2 protein-coding genes are annotated in these 1518 nt (G+C 55.9%); both read right to left on the bottom strand.

Annotated features, from left to right (window positions below; translation table 11 throughout):
- Positions 1 to 120: 120 nt before the first annotated feature.
- Complete coding sequence (locus BW940_RS22030) at positions 121 to 819, bottom strand: IS630 family transposase (protein ID WP_216819701.1); 699 nt, start codon at positions 817 to 819, stop codon at positions 121 to 123.
- The gene (locus BW940_RS22035) at positions 800 to 1252 is read right to left on the bottom strand and encodes a helix-turn-helix domain-containing protein (RefSeq protein WP_076611040.1); all 453 of its coding nucleotides are present in this window, start codon (positions 1250 to 1252) and stop codon (positions 800 to 802) included. The genes BW940_RS22030 and BW940_RS22035 overlap by 20 nt, the downstream gene beginning before the upstream one ends.
- Positions 1253 to 1518 lie beyond the last annotated feature (266 nt).

Below are 1518 nucleotides of genomic sequence, written 5' to 3' on the forward strand. Positions count from 1 at the left end.
AGAGGCGTTCTCCGCAGAGAACACTCTCTAAGAGGTGCTGAAAGGAGATAATCGCTCCAGCTCTATCCGGGTACGGATTTACTGGACGGTCTACTTAGTACTTTCCCAACCGTTGAGTGACTAGTTCTTGGCCTCCTCGATAGTCGGATAGAGCTGGTGTAGTTTCGTTCGAGCGTCCTCGTTTGTGAATTGCCAGTTGACCGTAACAGCCAATTCATTGCGCTCAGCCTCCCACGCAGCGACCTCCGACTGGAGGGTCGCTGCGTCCGGAATTCGGCGGTTGAGGCACTGGGTCTGGAGCGTGCTCCAGACGAGCTCGGCCATATTCAGCCAACTTCCGTGCGTGGGCGTGTAGTAGAACTCAAACCGATCGAGATACTCGCGTGCTTTCTCGGGCGGGAAGAACCGATAGAAGGCGGCCGGATTGTGTGTGCTGAGGTTGTCCAAGACTACCCGGATGCGGTCTGCATCCGGGTAGTCGTCGGCAATCGCCTGCATACAGTCGATCCATTCACAGGTCCGCCGTCGTTCAGTCACATGGAAGCGACACCAGCCAGTCAACGGCTCAGTCGCCAGGTGAAGCATTCGTTTCCCATTACGTTCGTAGTGGTGATCTGTGCGAGCGACCGCTCCCGGTGACGCCGGGAACGGGTCGCGGACGTGTTTTCGAAGTGCTTTGCTGGACTCGTCGAAACAGATGACTGGACGGGTCTCGTCGTACGGTTCTTCGTAGAGCGAAAGGATCGTTTCCATCCGATAGACAAACTCTGCGTTCTCTTTGGGCGGAATAAGCCAGTGCTCAGAGCGGTGTGGCTTCAGGTCGTTTTTTTAGCCGCTGTCGGACGGTTTCCTCGGAGATCGAGTCGAACTCGATCTCCTCAAGCGTGACAAGGCGGTCAGCGAGGAGCGCGTACGTCCAGCGCGTTCGGCCTTCTGGTGGGTCTGAACAGGCGAGAGCAACGAGATGTGCTTCAGCACGACCGTCAAGCTTCGGCGTGTAGTCTCTGTCGGGTTTGCGGCGATGAATCGCCGCAATCCCTCGCTCGGAGTACGCTTTGCGGGTCCGATGGGGTGTCCCAACCGAACACCCGACGTGCTCACAGATGGCCTCATCTGTGAGCCCGTCATCAGCCTTCAGAAGGATCCTTGCGCGGTTGATTGCTTCTGCCCGGTGTGTGCCCTTCGTAACGAACTCTTCGAGTTCAATGCGTTCTTCGTCTGAGAGATCGACGATATACTTCTTCCGGCTCATTCCTGTAGATACGCGCCCAGAGGAGATAGCCTAGCTGTCCACGATTGGGACGGTACTAGCAGCTTCGATGGCACCAACTACTTGAAGCCACTCGAGATGTCTTCCGATAACTCCCTCAGTGAGCTGGTAGTCAGGATAGTCATTTCGTAGCCGCGTTTGAATCTCTTTGGAGCATCCGTCTTTAGTTAGGCGCAAAACCGAACGATAGCGGCGGCTTATCGGGGATTCTTTTCGGAAGGAATGAGGAGGTGTTAGCTGTGCACACC

The sequence above is a fragment of the Natronorubrum thiooxidans genome, from assembly GCF_900156475.1.
In the GTDB taxonomy this organism is placed as follows: Archaea; Halobacteriota; Halobacteria; order Halobacteriales; family Natrialbaceae; genus Natronorubrum; species Natronorubrum thiooxidans.